Raw genomic sequence first — 14,471 nt, 5'->3', positions numbered from 1 at the left:
TGAAGCAAGAAATGAGTACAAAAGCAAATCTTTCGCAAATTTATTTCCGAAAGCTCAATGGTAAATGCAAGAAATTTATTTCTTTGTTTTGGGCCAACTAGAAATACATGATTAATATCTGTAGAGACCACTGAGTTGGATGTGAATATGATACACTGCAGGATTAGCCAACTGCCCGGTTTGTATTTTTTAATTTCATCAAATAACCGTAAAATAGCGCAAATGAAAAACCAGCTAATAGCGCTGCGAGTGTAGGTTGAATACCTGCAAGCCAGTCATAGACTCCATGTAAGATAGCAGCTGTAGCAAAACCTATAAAAATCAGTGCAGATTGTTGAGTACCGCGAATGTTAGCAATACTTATAAAATAAGCCACAATGCCTGAAAAGACAGCATGACAAAAGACCAAGGACAAAGAACGCAACATTACCAATACCATCGCATTTTGAACTCCTGATACCAAACCACTAACCCCATAGTCAAGGGTCTTGGCATAGGTATTCCCAATGGCATTATCGCCATAATGTAAATTTTCGAATGCTGCAAAACCCAATCCACTAAAAACACCGATGGTGATCAGGGATAACTCATTGAGATCTTTACGGAACCATCTTAAGGCAACAAAAATAGGAATGGATTTTATAAGTTCTTCACAGATGCCTACTTGGAGTACATATCCAATCAGTGATATTAGCAAATTGGGATTGTCTGCTGCATCGAGATAGAAATTTGGCAAAAAGCGATAAACAAATAACAATAACCAGATACCAATGATGCCCGTAAAAAACAAAGAGGCTATTGGAAGTCGATTGGATGTATGGTCCTTTATTATAAATTTTTTAAAAATAACACCCCAAACAAATGCAAAAAATAATGCAAACATAGTAAGTTGAGTAGAAACATGATTAACCGTAATGATGAGTAAAGGAATAATGCCTAAAAAACTAACTGCCCAGAAGATAAAATCCTTTAGAAGCAAATGAATATTTGTTTGATCAATCGGGATAATTTCCTGTTTTAATGGTATTTGTTGTAAATCTTTGAGTAAGGTTTGTGCTTGTTTAGAACTCTTTTCAATGATATTTTGGAAAGATTCATTCAGGGATTGAATGGAGTCCTGTTGATCTGTGTATTCACTAATAATTTGGGATTCTTCAATAATCGGAATTTGTAAAGTTTGCCCGCAGACAGAACAAAAACGTTGTTTGCCGGAAGAATCATCTTCTAATTCCAATTTTGAATTGCATTTTGGACAATGAATTTTAATCATAGAATCAAATTATTTATTTTTTTGGATATGGATTTTTGGACAAGAAATACCCCATATATAAATAGTTTTATCAGTTTTCTTGAATTCAACGTTTTCCTTATCGAGAATCCGGATGGATTTAAATTCTGTTAAATTGGGATCGAAGAGTGCATAGAGGTCGGGAAGATTATTTTTATCCAATTTGAATTGAAGTCGTATTTTATCTTTTTGTTCCGACCACTTTCCTTTGAATACATATTTTTTCTCTGGTTTTTCTTCGAGGTCTTTAAAATGTAATTCGAATTTTTTATTTTTTAAGAGAACGAGTTGAATTTTAGCAACATCATTTGCAACAGTTTCATACAATCCCGTCTTAGGTGCCTTACATGACAGAAACATCAGGAAGATAAACAGATAATACGTAGATTTATTTAACACGATTCAAACGATTTAGAAATTAAAGGTAAAGATCCGGGGGCAGAATTTTAGAAAAACGAATAGTATTTTAATAAATAAACCTTCTTCTTAAGCATAACAAGCTGCGTGGATCGGCTTCTTATGATCACCAAATTGTTTAAATGGGAACCGTGTTTGTTTTCCAAGTAATCTTTGGTCAACACCAATCATCAACTAACAAATCCCGGCACCATCAAATTAAGGTTGATAAAAGATTTCTTCATGCCATGACAACCTAACGACTAACATCCAGCAACCAACAACCATCAACTAACATCCAACAACCATCAACTTAAGAAACCATTTTCACTTTACCCCTTTGGCTGGTTTTAAACTGATGCCCCTCTTTTATTAATTTTTCCATTTGCGATTCTATTCCTCCTGGAAATTTTTCAAAAAGGCTCCCATCATCTCGAATAATTCTCCAGTAAGGTGGAATTTTCAGTTCGCCCTCTTTTTTTAATTCTTCGGCATATTCTGCTACAATTCGCAAAAAAATTCCAGTGGTCAGTGGACAGGCATAATCGGCTTTGCATTCTTCAGCGATATGTTCCCGCAACTGTGTCAGTTTTAGAGTTTTGCTTGTCGGAATTTCGAATATTATTTTTTCGATCAGGCGTGGTGTTGGAATGACCATTTTATTTCCTCCAAACCTTTCGTTCCATTCAACCGGACCGGTTTTTATTTCGGGCAAAGCGGGTTTGTCCATTTTTACATTCCAGGAAGTTCTGCTTTTCATGCAATGAATAGAATTTTCAAATCCGGGTAATTTGGGCACCAATGGAATTCAATCTTTGATCTATGTTTTCATAACCGCGATCGATCTGATGTATGGAGTGAATTTTACTTTTGCCTGAAGCAGATAGCGCTGCAATGAGAAGTGCAACTCCTGCACGTATATCTGGGGATGTCATTTCAATACCCCTCAAAGTGAACTTACGATTGAGACCGATGACGGTGGCACGGTGTGGATCGCACAAAATAATTTGCGCGCCCATGTCGATGAGTTTATCGACAAAAAACAATCTCGACTCGAACATTTTTTGATGAATGAGCACACTTCCTTTTGCCTGGATAGCCATAACTAACAAAGCACTCATCAAATCGGGAGTGAAACCGGGCCATGGGGCATCGTAAATTGTCATAATCGAACCATCCATGAATGACTGTATAGCATACTCTTCCATAGCGGGAATGTATATATCATCACCATTTATTTCTAGTTGTGCTCCCATTCTTTCAAACACAAATGGGATAATGCCAAGATGGTCTACGCCGGCATTTTTGATGGTAATTTCAGATTGTGTCATGGCGGCGAGACTGATAAAGCTACCGACTTCAATCATATCCGGAAGTATGCGGTGTGTGGTTCCACTTAGTCTTTCGACGCCTTGAACATGTAGGAGATTAGATCCAATGCCTTCTATGTTGGCACCCATATTGATGAGCATCTTACAAAGTTGCTGGATATAAGGTTCACAAGCGGAATTATAAATCGTGGTTGTTCCTTTCGCTAATACAGCGGCCATTAATACGTTTGCCGTTCCCGTTACGGATATTTCATCCATGAGGATATAACTTCCCTTTAATTCATCGGCATTGATGACATAGGCCCCTTTCGTGTCATCGTAGTCAAATTGAGCGCCTAATTTTTGTAAGCCGAGAAAATGTGTATCTAGGCGTCTTCTGCCAATTTTATCGCCACCTGGTTTGGGCAGTACAGCCTTTTTATATCTGGCCAATAATGGTGCTAACAACATTACAGACCCTCTGATCTTTCGCGCATTAGATTGAAAGGCTTCGGTGCCAAAAAATTCAAGATCTACGTCTTTGGCTTCAAAGCTATACTTATGTGCATCATGTCGGGTCACCTTTACACCTAAACCGGCAATAAGCTCAATAAGATGCCTGATGTCGAGAATATCAGGTAAGTTTTCTATTGTTACCGTATTTTCCGTGAGCAGTGTTGCGCATAATATTTGCAGTGCTTCATTTTTAGCACCTTGAGGCTGCAAATCGCCCTGAAGCCTATTGCCTCCAATGACCTCAAAACTATCCATTGTCGTCATAGTCTGTTTTTACGAGCCAAAAGTATTCATTTTTTATCAGGCCTTTTCAATCGGTAGCTGACTATGCTTTTGTAAAGTTCAGGAACTGAGTCTAAATTGATATGATCTGAAAGGAAGTTGCCATCTTTTAAATATTTATCAATTTTTTTACCAGGACTTATTTTTTTTACAAGTGCTTCATAATCAATAATTCATATCTAATTTTATCCTATAATCGCAAGGTAGCTGACCATACTTCAAAAAAAAATTGACATCTTTGCTGATAACATTTGAACAAGTTTGAATACTTATCGATATTAGTTAGATATTTGATTCGACTAGTATCTGTCAAATAGGCTACTAAAAAATAAATGTCCATTTTATCACTATTAAAAAATTTTCAAAAATGAAAACCTTGTATTTTTTTCTTTTCTCTTTCGTTTTTTTGGGATTAAGCCAGTCTTATGCACAAGGTGCAATGGGCGGTGGTGCTGCTAAACCTGGTGCTAATCAAGGCACAAACGCTCCTGCAACAGGTCTTACTGTAAACCTGAGAACTGCTAAAACAGGTGCTGCAAAAGCAATTATGGCTGATGCTTTAAAAACAATGAACCGTAAAGGATTGCGTTTCCAGTTATTGGATGGAAATGGTAAGGCAATTGCTGGTGGTGACAAACGCGTGAAGTACAACGAAGCTAACGGAGACGTTTCAGTTGATGTTGTAGGTCTTCCTGCTGCACCTAAAGGTAAAAATTTTAGATTAAAAATTACCGGAGCAGACAATGCAATTACGAATGTGGATTTGAAGTAAATCTTCATCTTTCCTACAAGACACACCAAGTCTTAAAAATAAAAAAAGGAGACGACATTTGTTGTCTCCTTTTTTATTGGTGTAATATGATCTAAAAGCAGAATTTTCGAATTTGCCTGATTTAATGCTTATCTTTAGTATTTATGACTCACAAATAATTCAGGTATGAAAACATTTACACCTTCGTTTTTTCTGTTTAGATCAAGTAGAATAACATTCGTAATTTTTATATTATTTGTTTGCGTTCCTATTAAAAGTTCAGCGCAATTTCAAAAATACTTTGGAAGCAACTTGAATAATTCATTTTCTAAAGTAATAGCGGATGGCAGTGAATATTATGTCTTAGGTCTGGATCAGCTAACGGCCGGCTCGCTCCCCAGTGCTTCCATTACTCGGCTCGCTGTAGATGGATCACTGCTTTGGACCAGAAGTTTAGATATAACGTCGCAATGGAATGATGCTATTCGCATACAGCCATCAGGTGACTTATTAGTTGTTGGTCATTCTACTCCATTAAATAATAGCCTTGGTAAAAGCATTATGGGAAGAATTGATGCATCAGGTAACTTTGCTTGGGTCAAAGAATACGATGCACCTGAAAGAGATTATTTTCTAAAAATTATTGAAAACCCAATTCCTCATAATCCTGCATTTCCATATTATGTCTTAGGCGGCCAAAAAGAAATTCCAGGATTATCAGGCACCTGGGATGATGTTGTTTTATTAAATATGAATGCAAACGGGAATTTCAACTGGAAGCGAATTTATGTGAGCACTGATGATGATGAATTTTTAAGAGATTTGGAAGCTTTGCCGAATGGGAATATGATTCTTTCAGGGAGCCGATTAAATACACTGAATGATCACTCCGGCATTATGTATATGACCAAAAATGATGGAAAAATAATCGCAGGAAAGATTGCAAATTGGATGAACTATCCTGATATGGTACAGGATGGAATTAGTGGTGGATTTTACACAGCATCAAATAGTGAAGTGGGTCAGGCACCTTTTCTTTCAAAATTTGATCAAAATCTTAATCAATTGTGGCAAGTTCAAATTCCAAAACTCATTTCCTTATCACAAGTTTGGGTCGCCGCTCCGGGTATTATTTATGCCACGGGTAATGGATCATTCGGATCAGCAACCCGATCAGTTATTCTGAAATTTATAGATAACTTACCTAATTCCCCAACATTAGTTTGGGTCAAATATTTTAATTCCGGTTCCAACTATTTTGGCGGAACAACTTCATTATTACCCGGCAACAATATTGTATTTGCAGATGGAAGAATTATGGCTCAGGGATTTGGTGGTCATGAAGCCTTTCTTTCCATAAGCGATCTTGAGCTTAACACATGTATGGTATTACAGGATACTGTTGCTTTGGTTCCTACGAATTTAGCGCCCATTAATTATAAATTTTACATGGACAGTGTAGTAAATCCTATCATTGGTGCGAATCTTTCCAGTAAGTTAGTCTTCTGGGAGGACGGTGATTTTTGTATCGATTGTTGTGCAAATTCACTCGCATTTTCTACGCTTATTAATCAGGGATTTACAGTCGTTCAATCGAATTGTAAGTTTACCGCAACTGCACCACAATTTGATTCATGTTATCTCTTTAGTACACCGCCTTCATTAGATGGTGCCAATGTACCCCAGGTGATTACAAACCCTGGCGGTTCCTGGTCATATACATTTACATCAAGCGGCACCCATCAACTTTGTGTCAATGTGGTTGATGAATGCAATAGCAAAAAAATGTGTACGACCGTAAATGTAAATTGCGACACTTGTTTATGCGGTCCATTTGATTTGCAATACAGCATTGGCCGCGGACCTCTTATTCCATATGCTTGCGGTGATACCTTATTTGTGCCGGCATCCACCGCAATCGTACCTATTCGATTTTTATCTTCTTTAAAATGTTTGGGAACCAATTGTCCACAACCAACGGTTGATTTAGTTCTTACCGGACCTCCTGGATTTATTCCTATTACAATTCCTGCTGTGCATGCCAATCCGGATTTTATTTTGCCTTTTACGAACTCAAGTTTTTCAATAGCTGGATTATATACATTAACTATCAATGGACATTGTGGGAGCCATATTTGTCCTTGTACTATTTATTTCATGGCAGACGGACATGATTGTTGTTCCAATCAATTTGATTTTGAATTGAGCATTTCAAATGCGGTAAGTATTACGGTTGATAATGTTAAATGTAAAGCCACCCTCAACATCGCTAATCTTCCAAAATGTGATTCCATTGGTCCGATTTTTTGGGGAGATGGTTCTTCTACTACAGGAAATTATTCGACAGCTAGCATGCCAATGCATAGCTATTCGGGAAACGGAACGTATTACATTTCATGGACCGCAACAGAATATGATTACAGCGTAATGCCGCCTGTCAAATGTTTTGATAAAGTATACCGGGATTCTTTGAAGTTGGTTTGTGATACTTGTATGTGCAAATCATTTTCTCCAATAACTTTTCTTAATCCAAATTGGCCTGGTGCTCTATTTGCTGGGAATTGTGGCGGCCCTTCTGTGAAATTGCCTTGTATAAAGCCAGGACAATATTTTACTGTTCAGGGCAATCTAAATTGCAATGCTATAAACTGTATTAAGGATTCCATACAATGGAATATCGTGCAATCAAATTCGGGACAAATTGTATCATTGGGAAATGTTCCACTTTATGCTCAACAGCCGAACGCAAGCGGACATTTCGATATTCTGCTTAATACACTTTGGTTTAATGCGGGAGTACAATATACATTAAATGTAAGTGGACAATGCGGAAGTAATAAGTGTAACTGCAAAATAAACTTTTCATTTGATGAATGCCCCTGCCCATGTGATTCCATTAAGCAAGATGTTATACAGGGGTTTTATGTAAGTGGTAATAAAATGAGTTGTAACAGAACACTTAAACCAAAAGCGCTTTGTCCAAATGATAAAGTTACATGGGTTGTAACTCCGGCAATGACGCCAACACCTGGCACATCCATTGGCAATAATAGTCAGCTTATTCAATTTAGTAATCCTGGAATTTTTAACGTGTGCATGTTTGTCACTCGAATCGATCCTGTTAAATTGGATACATGCCGGGAATTCTATTGCAGAAAAGTAACGATCAATTGCTTCCCTAATCCATCTCTTCGTTTATGTGAGCCAAATGCAATTAAAAATGGTGACTTCACACTAGGAAGGGTCGAAGGCCATATGGGCAAGAACAATGAAGCCAAAATTGATGATTGGAAATTATTTCCAAATACCGGGGATGGTTTGGTTTTTGTGACGGACAGTTTGGGTGCTTCTGATGATGGCCAGGTTTTATTGATTGGAAATAAAAATAATTTTGCGGGAATTTGGCAGCAAGTAAACTTACTAGAGGACAATTTTATCAATATTGGATTTGATTTATTAGATTATCAGAGAAAACACTACGATCTTATAAGGCCAAACATTGTATTTCGATTACAAAATGATTCTACATTAAACCCGATTAGATCTACAGAAGTAGTCAGAAAAGTATATAAGGATCAACTAGGAGCATTTGGTTACATACGGTTTGATACTACATTAATTTTTCAACATAATCCTGAATTGAAATACCTGGTGATTTGTCTTCAAAATCAAAGTGATTCGGTGATGTCTGTTATAGGTCTGGATAATATTGAGATTTGTACATCTAAAGTTCCGCTATCAAGCTATTCAGAACAACTTGGAAAATTGCGCATCTATCCAAATCCAAGCAATGGCAATTTTACTATTGAATTGCAGCATTCAGCAATTACTGGAATGAAATTCCGCATCATAGATTTAACTGGAAGAAATGTTTTTGAACAACAAGTAATTGCGGGCAATCCAATACAAAATATTAATGCAAGCTCATTAAGATCAGGATTTTATTTTTTGAAATTAATTTCTGATGAGAAGGTCATTGCCATCGAAAAATTAAAAGGCTTATTAAGCCTTGCAATGTAGAGTATCCAACAACTGTAAATTGTTGCATTAAATTGGATATTTATGGATATGTAATTAGTTGAGGGGGATTTTGAGCCAATGATTGATTTAAGAATATATTTGTCCCGGGTTACAATAAATGCCAATTTTATCAAAAATAATTAAAATAAAATGATAACAAATTGCTGCATTGGGTACCTAAATATGCGATCAGGAATGTAAATCTGATAGCTTTTTATTTATTAACGATTATTTTTAAATTTTAAATTATTTTACAAATGAAAAACATGTATTATTTTCTTTTTTCTTTCATTTTTTTAGGATTTAGCCAATCTTACGCTCAAGTTGAAGCTACAGAAACGGGTGGTAATCAAAGGTCTGAATCGGTAGGTATTAAATTAAATTTAAGAAAATCCGCTGCCGCACCATCGATTATTCAAACTGAGGATTTGAGAAGTTTGAGCCGCACTGGTTTAACATTCCAACTGGTTGACGCTGATGATAAAGTTGTTGCAAGAGGTGAGAGACGCGTAAAATACAACGAGAAGGATGGTACCGTAGACGTTGATTTGCTTGGATTGCCAGATGCGCCAAAAGGAAGAAATTATCGGATGAGAGTTACTCGTGCTGATAAAGCAGTCGTTACAAATGTTGATTTGAAGTAATTACCCAAGTTTTTAAAAATACTGAAGAACAGATCTAAATAAAGGGGGCCACAAAAGTGGCCTCTTTTTTTATTTGAAAAACAATTCATTTTAATTTTATAAAAGGGGCGTCAAAGCATGATGAAGGTTTGGTTGTAAAGGTAGTCGGGGGGCCAAAAAAATATCTAACGATTAAGTATTGCAAAAGATCAAAGGTTTCTGATATATTTACAGCAGGTTTACAGGTCAGTTTAAAATTCAATAAAAGGGTTATGCTATTCTCTTATAAATGGAAAATTTCATTTTTAAGCGTTTTCGTTTTTTGCGGGATGTATGTGTCAACGCAACCAATCCGCGGGCAAATTCCTGAAGGTGTTACTGAGATTTCTACCGGGAGGATTTTTGCTTTAATCATTGGCATCAGCGATTACAGAAATATTAATGATCTGCGATTTGCAGATCATGATGCGTTGGCATTCAGATCCTATTTGCTTCAATCGAATTTCACCGCCTCTGATTCTCAACGGATCGAACTATTTTTAAATGCCGAAGCAACCCGAATTAATGTTTCAGATGCAATTTCTGATTTAATTAAGAAACTTAAACCGAAAGACCGATTGTATTTTTATTTTGCCGGACATGGGGATATCGAAGACCTTACGCAATCCAAGAATGGGCTGCTGCTCCTTTATGATAGTCCGAAAGACAATTATTTTGGAATGAGCGATGGGGTTTTACAAGTTTCACAATTGGCAGATTATTTTGGTAAGCTTACAGATCAGGGAGTAGAAGTGGTTTATATTATAGACGCTTGTCATTCTGGAAAACTAAAAGGTGGCGATAAGGGAAAAAATCATACTTCCAAAGCCATCAGGAATACACTTTCTGACAATGCTACTTTACTTCTTTCATGTGATGTGGACCAGCTCTCTATTGAAGGTAAAGAATGGGGAGGAGGCAGAGGACTTTTTTCATATAATCTTGAAATGGGATTAAGGGGAATGGCTGATTTAGATAATGATCATAGTATTAGCTTATTTGAATTAAACCAATATGTTAGTAAACACACTTACCTTGAAAGTGATAAAAGACAAACGCCAATTGTTTTGGGGCCATTTAGTCGCATCATAACGCGTGTTTCTGGTGTATCTAAAGATTCGCTACAGGAGTCCATTTCAAAAGTGCTTAAAATGCCAGGCGATATTAATTTTAAAGGAGGCGAAGAAAAGCTATTGCCTGCATTAGATTCGATAAGTCTAGAATATTACAGCCTGACCACAGGATATTTAAATGGCTACAATTATAAGCCTGAAATTTCTGAAGGAATCACTTCCAATTTTCGAAAATTTATAGAACGGAATCCTGAGTCTGACCTGGAATCTATACTTAGAAGAAAACTCATTGTTCATTTCAATCGGGGATTTGATAGCATCATTTATCCAATCATCAATAAAGGAAAAATACCCAGATTTAAATTGGAGCAAATTCAATACATTTTGTCGGACCTAGATACTTGTCTCAATTTGATTGATAAAAATCATTACCTCTTTAATCCAATCTTATCTAGATATTTTTTAATCAAGGCCTTGATTGTAGGATTCAATATCCATATCAATAACTATGGACCACTCAACCATGATGCACATATGCAATCCATCCTCTATTTGCATCAATCCAGAACACTCGAACCAAACGCAGCTTATACAAACCTGTTCTTAGGCATCAAACATCAAACGATGAGAAATATGGACAGTTCCTTCTATTATTTTAATAAGTGTACACAATTGATACCGCATTCCGAATTGGTCCATAATTTAATTGGTGTAAGTTTATACAATATTGGAAAAATCAGAGAGTCGGCTCAATCTTTTGAAAAGGCCATCGAAGTCAACAACAAGTATTACGCTGCTTATACTAATTTAATTTCGATATATTCAAGTTTATATGAATTTGACAAAGCAGAAAAGCTTGGAAAAAAAATAATTTCTATTAACCCCGATTACACTTCAGCTTACAATAATCTCGCTGAAATGTATATTAAATCGGGAAGGCAACAAGAAGCTTATAAATTGGCGAGCCTGGCTGAAAAGAGAGATACTTTTGCCAGGGGGCCAAAGCTCATAAGGGGAAAAATTCAATTTTGGAAAAAAAATTACCCAATAGCGGACACTTGCTTTCGAAGTGTTATCTCTTTACAAAAGGATCATGAAGAAGCCCATTGGTATCTGGCGCAGAATTACAAGAGTCAGTATAAGTTTGACAGTGCAATTTTTATTTTAAAAAGTTATCTAAAATTTGATTCCACGAAAGTTCGCTTCCTTAAAGAATTGGGCGAGAGTTTTGCTTTTAACCAAATGCGGGATAGTTCAGTTTACTACTATCAAAAAGCTTTACACCATGCACTCAAGCTAAATAATGATCCTATCATGATTGGTGATATATATCAATATGGTTTTAAGGATTCACTTAAAGCATTCGAATCCTATAGAAATTTTTCTAATTTGGATGATTATGGCCTGGAGCGGCTTGTAAGTAATCTAATTTATACCGGGAGACTAGATCAAGTTGAAAAATATTTGAGGGCCTTCCAAGCTAATAAGTTTGAACTTACAAAATATCATTATATTCAAGCCTGTTTATCGGCAAGCTCAGGAGAAAAGGTTAAAACAATGACTTTTTTGCGAAAAGTTTTGAAAAATAATCATCAATACAACTGGCAGATTTTAAATGATCCCAATTTTGAAAAATTTCATTCCGATACAGACTTCATAAATCTGTTGAATTCGGGTAACAACTAATTGTTTAGCTTAAAAGTCTGGATAGGTCCATTCATTGCAAATCTTAAATTTTTTATTTTTCCATCAGATTCCATGTATTTTTACATAGTAAAGCGTTAAATCAAATAAATCAATGCCGTGGTCAAGCTGATAACGATTTACAATAAGGGGTACTTTAATTAAATGGGGTCGTATAAATATATATTGCTTTGGCTTTGGGCTGGCGTTTTGCCATTGTGCTCTACAGCGCAAATCCTGTCCAGAGGTGTTTCTGCAGTTGAAAACCAAAAGGAACTCAAAGGAAAGATTTATGCCCTGGTCGTAGGCATTTCTGATTATCAAAATCCGGCAATCACAGATTTAAAGTATGCCGACAGAGATGCACAGGCCTTTGCAGATTATCTGCTCGATCCCAATGGTGTCGGAGTGGATACTCAGAATCTGGAGTTGCTACTCAATGAAAAAGCATCCGCTGGTAACGTCATTATGTCTATGTATCCGCTTTTAGACCAAATCAAAGAAGGCGATTTATTCATTTTCTATTTTTCCGGCCATGGTGACCTGGAAACCAAAACCATCAGTCAACCGGGTTTTCTCTTGTGTTGGGATGCTCCGCCTGCGGTTTATATGAGCGGCGGAACTTTTGGATTGATTTATTTGCAAGAAATCATTTCAACCTTATCTACCCAAAATAAGGCTAAAGTATTGATGATCACAGATGCTTGCAGATCCGGAAAACTGGCTGGAAATGCAGTAGGCGGAAGCCAATTGACATCCATGAATCTTGCCAAACAATTTGCCAACGAACTAAAAATTTTTATCCTGCCAACCTGATGAACTTTCATTGGAAGCGGCTCATTGGGGTGGAGGTCGCGGAGTATTTTCATATTATTTGTTGAAAGGTTTAAATGGCCTGGCTGATAAGAATAAAGATCAAATGGTCAGTCTTTTTGAGATTGAAAGATATCTTGAAGATGAAGTAACCAATGCGGTAGCCCCGCAAAAACAATTGCCCATGGCTGTTGGAAATAAAGCATCATTATTAACCAAAGTGCGCAGCAGTGGCCCAACAGAAGAATCTGAAGCGGGTCAACAAAATCAGACACTTGCTCAAGCCAGAGGAACCTTGAATGATTTTTCAAATTTTAAAAATCCAAACATCTCAAAACTTTATCAGGCTTTTGCTAAATCTATTGCAGACAAAAGAATGATTTATCCTAAAGACAGCTCGGCATGGGATTATCTCACTGCTTTAGAAAAGGAACCAGAAACAGCAGCATACCTTCAACAATGGAAATATCAATTGGCTGCGGCGATGGTGGATGAGACGCAACAGGCGATCAACGATTATTTGAAATCAGATCCCGTTGAATTGCGAAAGAGATGGTCCTTCAATGAACGTTATGAGCGCTATCCTGAATATCTGGAAAAAGCGGCATCGATTCTGGGAACTGAACATAAATTGTATTCAATTTTACAATCCCGTAAACATTATTATGAAGGCCTAAAATTGAGATTAAAAGGAGAACGTAGTAAAAATATAAATTTGTTTGAGACAGCTCGTATGCAGCAACTTCGTTGCATTGAATTGGATCCGGATGCCGCCTTTGCTTATAACGAGTTGGGTTTACTCGAAAGGCGTAAATCAAATTCAAAAGAAGCTATCCGCTATTTTCAAAAAGCACTGAGTCTTAGTCCGGGCTGGGCTTTGGCCTGGACCAATCTAAGTGCTTGCTTCAATGACCTGGAACTTCTTGACAGTGCCATATTTAGTGGCTTAAAAGCCATTGAACTGGATAACAAATTTGCATTGGCGCATTACAATCTGGGTTCATCTTATCAAATGGTGCAACAGTTTGATTTGGCAATTGAAAATCTGATGATCGCGACTCAATTGGATACCACGTATGCGAATGCGTATTTTAATTTATCCTTGACCTATTACCACTCTAAAAAATATCCCGAAGCTAAAAAAGCGATACTGCATTATCTTGAACTAAAACCAAATGATCCCGATGCATTGATTAACCTAGGTGAAATTGAATTGAAACTTGAGCAAACTCAGATAGCTTTGGCCATCTTTAATGATGTATTAAGAGTTCATCCAGAAAATCCTGCAGCCCTTCAAAGCTTAGGAGAATATTATCGAAGTATAAATCAATTAGATTCTTCTGATGCCTATTTTAAAAGGATCACAGAGAAGGCTCCACTTGTTTATTTTTATCTGGCAAGCAATGCATCTCTCCAAAATCATTCTGAAATATCTATGGAATACTTTAAACAAGCTTTCTCACAAGGATTTAATAAAACTGAATTAATGAAGTTGGATAAGGGATTTGAAAAAATGCGCGATCATCAGCCGTTTGTCATCTTGTTGCAACAATACTTCCCAAATCTGTCAGGATTGAAAGATTAACAAGATTTACAGGATTAAATGATTGAACCATGAAGTTGAAGAAGAAGTAACTGTTTCAATTTGGAATGCGTTTCTATTGAACATCCTTTTCG

The 14,471-nt window shown here is 36.6% G+C and carries 10 protein-coding genes; 6 read left to right on the top strand and 4 right to left on the bottom strand.

Annotated elements, in window-relative coordinates; translation table 11 throughout:
• Positions 1-163: 163 nt before the first annotated feature.
• The 4 genes from IPM92_14720 to murA all read right to left on the bottom strand — a co-directional run bounded on the left by IPM92_14720 (position 164) and on the right by murA (position 3,765).
• The gene (locus IPM92_14720) at positions 164-1,270 is read right to left on the bottom strand and encodes a PrsW family intramembrane metalloprotease (protein MBK9109583.1); all 1,107 of its coding nucleotides are present in this window, start codon (positions 1,268-1,270) and stop codon (positions 164-166) included.
• Between the two features lie 9 nt (positions 1,271-1,279).
• On the bottom strand, positions 1,280-1,687 hold the full coding sequence (locus IPM92_14715) for a hypothetical protein (protein ID MBK9109582.1): 408 nt from the start codon (positions 1,685-1,687) through the stop codon (positions 1,280-1,282).
• A gap of 310 nt (positions 1,688-1,997) precedes the next feature.
• Positions 1,998-2,444 carry a hypothetical protein gene (locus tag IPM92_14710; protein MBK9109581.1) on the bottom strand — a complete coding sequence of 149 codons (447 nt, stop codon included), beginning with the start codon at positions 2,442-2,444 and terminating at the stop codon, positions 1,998-2,000.
• 16 nt (positions 2,445-2,460) lie between these two features.
• Positions 2,461-3,765 (bottom strand): UDP-N-acetylglucosamine 1-carboxyvinyltransferase, encoded by a 1,305-nt coding sequence (gene murA / locus IPM92_14705; protein ID MBK9109580.1) that lies wholly within the window; start codon positions 3,763-3,765, stop codon positions 2,461-2,463.
• Positions 3,766-4,159: 394 nt separating this feature from the next.
• On the opposite strand from murA, the gene IPM92_14700 reads away from it, so the two are divergent.
• From IPM92_14700 to IPM92_14675, 6 genes are all read left to right on the top strand, one after another.
• Positions 4,160-4,564: a hypothetical protein gene (locus IPM92_14700; GenBank protein ID MBK9109579.1), complete on the top strand. Its 405-nt coding sequence runs from the start codon at positions 4,160-4,162 to the stop codon at positions 4,562-4,564.
• 291 nt (positions 4,565-4,855) lie between these two features.
• Positions 4,856-8,563: a T9SS type A sorting domain-containing protein gene (locus IPM92_14695; protein MBK9109578.1), complete on the top strand. Its 3,708-nt coding sequence runs from the start codon at positions 4,856-4,858 to the stop codon at positions 8,561-8,563.
• Between the two features lie 257 nt (positions 8,564-8,820).
• Entirely contained in the window at positions 8,821-9,207 is a 387-nt protein-coding gene (locus IPM92_14690; GenBank protein MBK9109577.1) for a hypothetical protein, read from the top strand.
• A gap of 251 nt (positions 9,208-9,458) precedes the next feature.
• A complete protein-coding gene (locus IPM92_14685; GenBank protein ID MBK9109576.1) occupies positions 9,459-11,984 on the top strand; it encodes a caspase family protein in 2,526 nt (841 codons plus the stop codon).
• A 162-nt stretch (positions 11,985-12,146) separates the two neighbouring features.
• Positions 12,147-12,797, top strand: coding sequence for a caspase family protein (locus IPM92_14680; GenBank protein ID MBK9109575.1), 651 nt, complete (start codon positions 12,147-12,149; stop codon positions 12,795-12,797).
• 10 nt (positions 12,798-12,807) lie between these two features.
• On the top strand, positions 12,808-14,379 hold the full coding sequence (locus IPM92_14675; GenBank protein MBK9109574.1) for a hypothetical protein: 1,572 nt from the start codon (positions 12,808-12,810) through the stop codon (positions 14,377-14,379).
• Positions 14,380-14,471: the final 92 nt, after the last annotated feature.

This window comes from Saprospiraceae bacterium (assembly GCA_016719615.1).
Lineage (GTDB): Bacteria > Bacteroidota > Bacteroidia > Chitinophagales > Saprospiraceae > Vicinibacter.
This window is presented reverse-complemented; position numbering and strand designations above follow the sequence as displayed.

Coding starts and splice junctions, on each gene's coding strand:
- IPM92_14720 (MBK9109583.1), bottom strand. CDS start 1,270: ATGATTAAAATTCATTGTCCAAAATGCAATTCAAAATTGGAATTAGAA.
- IPM92_14710 (MBK9109581.1), bottom strand. CDS start 2,444: ATGAAAAGCAGAACTTCCTGGAATGTAAAAATGGACAAACCCGCTTTG.
- murA (MBK9109580.1), bottom strand. CDS start 3,765: ATGGATAGTTTTGAGGTCATTGGAGGCAATAGGCTTCAGGGCGATTTG.
- IPM92_14700 (MBK9109579.1), top strand. CDS start 4,160: ATGAAAACCTTGTATTTTTTTCTTTTCTCTTTCGTTTTTTTGGGATTA.
- IPM92_14690 (MBK9109577.1), top strand. CDS start 8,821: ATGAAAAACATGTATTATTTTCTTTTTTCTTTCATTTTTTTAGGATTT.
- IPM92_14685 (MBK9109576.1), top strand. CDS start 9,459: ATGCTATTCTCTTATAAATGGAAAATTTCATTTTTAAGCGTTTTCGTT.
- IPM92_14680 (MBK9109575.1), top strand. CDS start 12,147: ATGGGGTCGTATAAATATATATTGCTTTGGCTTTGGGCTGGCGTTTTG.